This window comes from Bacteroidota bacterium (assembly GCA_034723125.1).
GTDB lineage: Bacteria > Bacteroidota > Bacteroidia > CAILMK01 > JAAYUY01 > JAYEOP01.
On sequence record JAYEOP010000112.1, the window covers coordinates 9,342 to 16,972 of the forward strand.

General features: G+C 29.9%; 11 protein-coding genes. All 11 read right to left on the reverse strand.

The features are described 5' to 3' along the window. On the reverse strand, positions 1-462 hold a 462-nt coding region (gene tsaA / locus U9R42_03405; GenBank protein MEA3495063.1), incomplete at its 3' end, for a tRNA (N6-threonylcarbamoyladenosine(37)-N6)-methyltransferase TrmO. Positions 463-476: 14 nt separating this feature from the next. Beyond that, positions 477-1,322, reverse strand: a complete 846-nt coding sequence (locus U9R42_03410) for an ARMT1-like domain-containing protein (protein MEA3495064.1) — start codon at positions 1,320-1,322, stop codon at positions 477-479. A gap of 3 nt (positions 1,323-1,325) precedes the next feature. Continuing rightward, on the reverse strand, positions 1,326-2,024 hold the full coding sequence (locus U9R42_03415) for a DUF364 domain-containing protein (protein MEA3495065.1): 699 nt from the start codon (positions 2,022-2,024) through the stop codon (positions 1,326-1,328). Positions 2,025-2,138: 114 nt separating this feature from the next. After that, positions 2,139-3,296: a pyridoxal phosphate-dependent aminotransferase gene (locus U9R42_03420; GenBank protein ID MEA3495066.1), complete on the reverse strand. Its 1,158-nt coding sequence runs from the start codon at positions 3,294-3,296 to the stop codon at positions 2,139-2,141. Between the two features lie 80 nt (positions 3,297-3,376). Continuing rightward, a complete protein-coding gene (locus U9R42_03425) occupies positions 3,377-4,012 on the reverse strand; it encodes a class I SAM-dependent methyltransferase (GenBank protein MEA3495067.1) in 636 nt (211 codons plus the stop codon). A 21-nt stretch (positions 4,013-4,033) separates the two neighbouring features. Beyond that, positions 4,034-4,411, reverse strand: a complete 378-nt coding sequence (locus U9R42_03430; protein MEA3495068.1) for a VOC family protein — start codon at positions 4,409-4,411, stop codon at positions 4,034-4,036. Position 4,412: 1 nt separating this feature from the next. Then, positions 4,413-4,802 carry a NifB/NifX family molybdenum-iron cluster-binding protein gene (locus tag U9R42_03435; protein MEA3495069.1) on the reverse strand — a complete coding sequence of 130 codons (390 nt, stop codon included), beginning with the start codon at positions 4,800-4,802 and terminating at the stop codon, positions 4,413-4,415. A gap of 40 nt (positions 4,803-4,842) precedes the next feature. Continuing rightward, positions 4,843-5,169, reverse strand: a complete 327-nt coding sequence (locus U9R42_03440; protein MEA3495070.1) for a cupin domain-containing protein — start codon at positions 5,167-5,169, stop codon at positions 4,843-4,845. Then, positions 5,166-6,041 (reverse strand): ATP-binding protein, encoded by an 876-nt coding sequence (locus U9R42_03445; protein ID MEA3495071.1) that lies wholly within the window; start codon positions 6,039-6,041, stop codon positions 5,166-5,168. The genes U9R42_03440 and U9R42_03445 overlap by 4 nt, the downstream gene beginning before the upstream one ends. Further along, positions 6,038-6,904, reverse strand: a complete 867-nt coding sequence (locus U9R42_03450; protein MEA3495072.1) for an ATP-binding protein — start codon at positions 6,902-6,904, stop codon at positions 6,038-6,040. Before U9R42_03450 ends, U9R42_03445 begins: the two co-directional genes overlap by 4 nt. 278 nt (positions 6,905-7,182) lie before the next feature. Further along, entirely contained in the window at positions 7,183-7,521 is a 339-nt protein-coding gene (locus U9R42_03455; protein MEA3495073.1) for a NifB/NifX family molybdenum-iron cluster-binding protein, read from the reverse strand. Positions 7,522-7,631 lie beyond the last annotated feature (110 nt).

Below are 7,631 nucleotides of genomic sequence, written 5' to 3' on the forward strand. Positions count from 1 at the left end.
TGCAAGTTTATACATATTGTTTTTTACCCAGCCTGTTTTTTTTACATCTCTCAAATCAAATTCAGGAATAAAGGGTTTAATGTCTAAAAGATAAGTCCCATCAATAATGTCAACATCTTTAATTTGCAACTTATTGCCTAAAATATCAATAAGACGTACAGTAGAAATTCCTATTGGATTTGGCCTGCTTGGTGCACGTGTTGAAAAAACGCCATGTGTTTGATTGTCCATAAATGGTTTTACTAATAATCCTGTTTTCGCTGTTAAATGAAAATGGTATAACAATATGATATGTGAATATTCTTCCAAATCAGTTAATCCTTCAATATATTCTTCAAATATTTCTATTTCTCCTGCTGTATCTTTAGCAACAGAAGCTTGTATTGGTGTTCCTTTGGCTTCTGTAAAAGCTGTATGGATAATTCCTATCGGTTTATAAATTATTTCATTATTAATTTTCATAAAACTGTGATTTTTTAAGAATTAATTCCTTTCAAAATTATATCATTTTCTTTAACCTTTAAGTCATTTGCAATTACATGGCATTTTGCTTTTAAAAGAAAAAACACAGAACGATTAACATTTGAAAGCCCTTCATAATTTCCTTGCCCTTTACTAATAACCATATCGGCAGAATTAAATATTTTCATAAATTCATCGCTACATAATTCGGGAATAACTGCCGGAGCTGAACTTCCTGATGAAATAATTTCTGCAACTTCATCAATTCCCGAGTCAACAGCATCTTGATAAACCACATCATTAATTACAGGAATATCACGTACAGCATAGATTATATCTCTATTTAATTCTTCAATTAATAATTTGTCAAAAACTGATTCTCCTGCATTGTCTCCAATGTAAAGTATGTTATTAGCTTTTTCGAGATGTTTTACAAATTCATTGAAATGAAAAATACCAAATTCTTGTTGCAAAACTTTTTTAATATCTTCTTCAATATTAAAATCTTTACCAACGCCAAAATCTATTACATTTCCTGCGATAGCAATACGAATTGCTGTTAAAAGTCTGTTGTCTGATTTTTTTATAATTTCTTTTAATTCGGGATATAAAAACAAAGCTTCCTTAATATTTTCCTCTTTTACTTTTTTGTAAGGGTCAACAACTCCTGTTATTTCTCTTACTTTTTTATAAATGAGATCCCCAGTTTGAGGAGGTGTGTTTCCAAGAGGAATATCCTTTATCATTTCTCCAACACTATCAAGTAATTCTTTTATTTTCTCCTCATCATTTGTTGCCATTCTTCCGGCACGTAAAGCCTGACTCATCATGCAAGGAATACAATCTAAAAATGTTTTCATCTTTTATTTTTTATTTAAAATACCTTTATTCCCAAATTTCAAAAATTTTCTTGTTCCTTCATTCTCTCGTATAAGTTTTAGCACCCTATCATCAGATTTTTCAAAAGTAGAACCAAAAATCATTTCAATGTTTTTGTATTCCAATAATTCAGGAGTCATAATTGAAGAAGGACCTATCATAAAAATATCACATTTGTCTTTTGTCGCATTTATTGAGTCCAAAAAAGAATTATTAAAAATAGATGTTGAAGTTAAAATTACTGCATCTGCTTCTTTCAAAAGTTTTTTCTGTTCCGAAATAGGAATCAAATTTTTATCTTCTTTCTGAAAATCAAAAATATTTATTGGAATTTTTAATTCATTAAATTTCTCAGCAATAGGTTCAATAAAACCGAGCATCACAATTTGATTATATTTTTTAAAATTAATAACTTGAAAAATATCAACATCACTTTTTGAATTAAACGAATAATTTAGCAAAGCATTGAAATATGCATTAATAACAATTCTATGGGAGAATTTTTTTAAATCCTGACTTAAATAATCATCTTTCTTAGCAGAAATTTTATGACCCAAATTTGCACAAACGCCTATATTTCCGTTTTTTAAAAGCACAGCCGTATATTTTAATCCGCTACTGATACTTTCAATTTTATCTATTTCGAATTTATATTTTAAGATTAGTAATTCTAAAGGTTCCATCGTTATTTCATAAATTTCTTTCCATCATTAAAAACTTTGGTTTTTTTCAAATCAAATTTGTGTCAACAGTGTTGTTACTTTTTCATTTTCCTGATAAGTTTCATAAAATAAATTTTATCGAAAATATTTTTCTATTCTATCAAAGGCTTTATTAATCATTTCTTCGGGAACACAAAATGAAAGTCTAATATGTCCTTCGCCTGTTGGTCCAAATGCAATTCCCGGTGTTGTAGAAACTTGAACTTTCTCTAATAAATCTTTGCTAAAAGCAAATGAATCTTTTCCATTTTCTGTAAGTATTTTTGGAAACATCAAATACGAACCATCAGGTTTAACATATTGAAAAATGTTGTTTAAATTATCTAATCGTTCACACATCAGATTTCTTGCTTTCAAATAATGTTGTCCGAATTCTTTAATACAATCCTGACTTCCTTTTAATGCGGCTATTGCGGCATATTGTGAAGCTACAGGAGCACAAATAGCAAATGGAATATGAGCTTTTTTAATCTGAGCAAGAATTTCTTCATCAGCATGTAAATATCCTATACGCCAACCTGTCATTGCATAAGTTTTTGTAAAAGTATAATTGGTAATTACATTCTTTTTTAACTCAGGTATAGAAGCAATGCTAAAATGTTTTTTATCATCAAAAACAAAATATTCATAAGCTTCGTCAGTAATAATTGTAAGATTATTTTCAATCGCTATTTTTGCTAATTTACGCAAATCTTTTTCAGAAAAAACTGTTCCTGTGGGATTGCTGGGGCTACAATACATTATTGCTTTTGTTTTGGGAGTAATAGCTTTTTCAATAGCTTCAATATCTAAAGCAAAATTATTTTCCTCAATTAACGGAACTAAAACAGGAGTGCCTGAAGCAAGCCTAACTTGTGTGATATGAGTTGAGTATGTTGGAGTAGGAAGAATTACTTCATCGCCCGGGTCAATAGTTGCCATAACAGAAGCCGCAAGCCCTTCGATTGCTCCTACGGTTACAATTATCTGATTTGTATTCGCATTAATATTATTATCCCGTTTAAGTTTTTTTACAATTTCTTCTCTTAATTCGGGCAGTCCTTCACTTTGAGAATATCCAGCGGTTAATCCATTGTTAATTGCTGAAATTACTGCATCATTAATATGTTTTGGGGTTCCTGTTGTAGGTTTTGCCCACGACAAAAATGCAACATCATCATATTGTTTTGACAATCTTGTCATTTCGTGAATTGCCGATTTTTTTAGTTGATTTACTCTGTTAGATATATTCATAATATTTTCTGTTTTGTTTCAATTGAAAGGAGTTTAAAAATGAAAGTTAAGAAATTTTGCTCCTACCAACTCCTATTTTTTTATTTCTTCTTTTTTGCTTTCACAACTACAAAACTACCTTCTCCATAGTTGGGTTTTACTTCCTGCACTTCATTTATTTCATTCAATTTTCCAAAAATTGTTTGATAAATATTTTCAATTTCAAAATTTGTTTTCTTTAAAATATCCAACAATTCTTTTGTACTGTAAAAAGTAGCTTCTTTGTAAAATAAACTTTCATTTTTGTGTTTCAAATAGGATTTACCTACAGTACTGTCTTCATCTACAAATCCAATAATTAACTCAGCATTATTTTTTAATACACGATTTACTTCTTCAAAAGATTTGTAAATATCATCAACAAAACAAATAGTAGTAACCATTAAAGCAAAGTCAACACTTGAATTTTGATAAGGTAAATTTTCGGCAACAGCATTAACTGCATTGATATTTCTTGTTTTAGCTTTTTCACGCATTGCCTTTGATGGTTCTATTCCGTCACTAATCCCAAGATGTTCTGCAAAAATTCCACTGCCTATTCCAATTTCAATTCCTTTTCCTTTGCTAGGTATTGCTTTTTTAATCGCATTTATTTCGGATTGAAAAACAAAGTGATTTTCGACAAACCATTTTTCATATTCTCCTATATTATCGTCAAAAGCTTTTGTTTTAGGCATTGTAGTTTTACTTTAACTGTTTCATCTTATTTCTTTGATTTCAAAAATATTACCATTTTTATCTTTGATAAAAATCAAATCAAAATTATCCCTTTCTATACGGATACATTCATATTTTTGAGCTTCTACTTTTTCAATTAGTTTCTCCCTGTCTTTTACAGAAATACAAATATGTGCAAATCCTTTTTCAACTTTTTGATTGCTTACAAAGATTTCAAAAGTTAATTCCTCTTTTCCCATCAAAAAAACAGCTGTATCTTCGTTAATATTGAATATCTTATGTGCTAATTCCTTTTTTAAAACAAAGCTCTTTAATTTCTTCATTTCAAGAATGTCAGCATAAAATTTTTCAACTTCATCAATATTTGATACTGAAAATGCTATGTGTTGAAGTTTCATTTTAAGAGTTTTTAAAATTTAAATGCTTTCTACTTTCCCCTTTGTCCCATTCATCCAAAATAATCATAAATTTTTCCTGAATTGTTTTTATGCTATCAGAAATATTCTTGTCATTCATTAAAATACAAACGAATTTTTTGTTTATTCTTTTGATATTAGGTCCGTATATTTTGGAAACAACGACCTTAACACTATCATCCTTAAGCATTGTTACAACTCCTTTAGCTTTCTTTGGGTCTGCATGAATTTCCTCTTCTTCAGTTGTATTGCTAATTTTTTTTATAAATTCAATTTTATTTGAAGAAATTTCATAAATATAGTAATAATCAGAATCACCAAAATGTCTGTCAATAAATCCTTTCCCATTATCAGACGCAAATGCTGTTCTCATAAATTGACTAATTTAATGTTTGTGGAATTTTATTAAAAATTTACTTTTGTATTTTTAATGGATCCCAAATAACTAGAATTAAAGCACCGTTTTCTGATTCAAAAGGACCATGCTCATCACCTGCTGAATAAATCTGATAAGATCCTTTTTTGAATTTTTTTCCATTACTCATATATTCTCCTTCAAGAACAAGGTGTTGTTCAGTAGCAAGATGAGAATGAGGTGCTCTGTAAAAACCTTTTGGCAATTTTAATAAAATTGTATTTGCACCATTTTCATCCCTTAATACTTTTCTTTGTGTTCCTTGAAAATAATCATCAGCATTTTCCCAATTCAAATCTTCAAACAAATTCATAGATTTTTTCATAATAATTCTCCTTTTATTTTATTCCAACTTTTAGTTAAAATTTTTGTTAAATCACCTTTATCATACTCCACAATGGTTTGTCCAATAGTCATTGCCTTTGTAAAATTTTCATCATAAGGCAAATTTGAAATATGAACAATGCCTTCCTCGTTAAGAAATTCTTTTATTTCTTTTACAAATTTAGGATTAATATCTGATTTATTAATAATACAACCTGCTTTTATTTGGAATTTTTTTACAATTTGATAAACTCTTTTCAAATCATGCAATCCTGAAACCGAGGGTTCGGTTACCAACAAAACAAAGTTAGCTCCTGTAATTGAAGAAACTACAGGGCAACCAATGCCCGGTGAACCGTCAATCAAAACAAAATCTTTATTGTTATTTTTTGCAATTTTTTTTGCTTCATCTTTTACTTTAGCAACCAACTTCCCTGAATTGTCTGCACCTATGCTAAGTTTTGCATGAAGCATTTTACTTCCAACTCTTGTTGTTGAAACATATTGTTCTCCTACAATTTGCAATTCATTAGTTATCGCATCCACTGGACAAATACGGGCACAATAACCACATCCTTCACAACTTAAAGGATCAACTATGTACTCTCCATTTATAACAGGAATAGCATCAAAACGGCATACGTTTGCACAATCTCCACAGTTAGTACATTTATCCTGATCAATTTTTGCTATTTCACCACTATAAAAATCTTCTGATTCTTTAAAATCAGGTTTCATCAAAAGATGCATATCGGCAGCATCAACATCACAATCTGCAACAACTATATCTTTTCCACTCAAATATGCAAAAGAAGCTGTAATGGATGTTTTTCCTGTTCCTCCCTTTCCTGAAATTACAACTATCTCTTTCATCTTTTACCTCCTTCTATCATCTTCAAAATGTAATCTTTAATTGCTTTTAATTGTAGTTTTACTTCAGGCACCTTTTCGTAAATTAGTTCTCCATGAGAATATAATTCTGCTATTTTTCTGCTGTTAGGAATTTTTGCAATAATAGGAATTTTTTCTTTTTCGCAATAATCCAAAACATCATCATTACCAATACCAAAGCGGTTTACAACAACAGCAAATTCTTTTTTTAATGCTTTCATTGTTTCAATTGCAAGTTTCAGGTCGTGAAATCCGAAAGGGGTTGGCTCTGTTACAAGAATTACAAAATCGGCATCTTTAGTGGCTTCAATAACAGGACAAGATGTTCCCGGAGGTGAATCGTATAATTTAATTGTATCATCGGAAAAATGTTCATCGGTATATTTCTGAGTTTGAGCTATCAGAGGTACAGCTTGCTCTTCGCCAATATCAAGTTTGCTTTCAATAAAAGAAAGCTTATTGTATTCAAAATGTTTTAGCTCGCCTATTTTTTTAGGAACCATTGGTAGTGCCGCTTCGGGACACAACTCTGAGCATGCATAACAACTGTGGCATAATGGAGGAAATACAATAATTTTCGGATCAATTTGAACAATTGCATTGTAATTACAAACATCCTGACAAATACCACAAAGTGTACATTTATCCTCTATCCATTCAGGAATCATTTTATATTTATCTTCCTTATGAATTAATTTACCTTTAATAAACAGCCCTGAATTTGGTTCTTCTACATCAAGGTCATTCAAAACTACCTTTTCTGTTTCCGACAAATAGGCTGCAAGGTTGGTCGATAAGGTAGTTTTACCTGTTCCTCCTTTTCCGCTTGCTATTGCTATTTTCATCTTTTTACATTTTTGTTAAAAATTATTTTCATTTGTCTAATTCCTTTTAATAATGAATACTGAACAAGGAATTTTGAATAATGAAGTTTTAACTATCTGAAATAATACCTGATATTTATTTTTTTTATTTCAGTATTCGTTATTCCTTGTTCTTTATTCGATATTATTTCAAATTTCATTAAATAATCATGCTCCTGCCTAGGCGTATAGGGTGTTTCATGTGTTTGAAATTTTATTAATTAGGTTATAAATAACCTTAAAAACTGTTGGTTTCAAAATTAATGATCACAAAGATTATCACCTTCTTTAAGTTGGTTTTGTAAATATTGCTCAACTAATATTTTTGGATTTTCGGAATTAATTCCCATTATAACCTCAATATTATTTTGAGAAAAAAGGTCCTGGGCTTTTATTCCCATTCCACCGGAAATAATTGCACTTACTCCTTTTTCCGCTAAAAATCTAGGATAAGAACCTGGCTCATGCACAGGAGGTGTATGAAATTCAATATTGTAAATTCTTTGACCTTCGGTTTCAATAACCGCAAATTTTTCACAACGCCCGAAATGAGCACATAATTTTTCGTCAATTGTTGGTACGGCAAATAATTTTTTCATTCAATTTTTATTTATTAAGTAATTCTTCTCTTATCATTGTTTTACCGCATTCAGGACATTTTAATGTTGTACATTTTACACCTTGTTCGTGTGAAATTTTTGTTCCGCAT